The 245-nt window shown below is 55.1% G+C and carries 1 protein-coding gene; it reads left to right on the plus strand.

Features of this window, described 5'->3' with window-relative positions; translation table 11 throughout:
- Positions 1-245: DDE-type integrase/transposase/recombinase (locus tag HY29_RS01985; protein WP_034791185.1), on the plus strand; the 245-nt coding region annotated here is incomplete at both ends.

Here is a 245-nt window from a genome sequence, read left to right on the forward strand (position 1 = left end):
CGCAATGGCAGTGGCACCTGGACGAAGTCTTCGTGAAGATCCGTGGGAAGACACACTATTTGTGGCTTGCCGTCGACCATGAGGGTGAAGTTCTGGAGTCCTTTGTGACCAAGACCCCGTCGTATCGAGCTTCCATGAACGTGATTGGAAGCGAAGGTCGAAAGGAAACCGGCCGTCACCTGAATGATCTCGCAGAGAACTCACACTTACCATCCCGACGAAGGGAGCGGGCGATGTCTCGCTTC

Source organism: Hyphomonas beringensis (assembly GCF_000682755.1).
GTDB classification, from domain to species: Bacteria; Pseudomonadota; Alphaproteobacteria; order Caulobacterales; family Hyphomonadaceae; genus Hyphomonas; species Hyphomonas beringensis.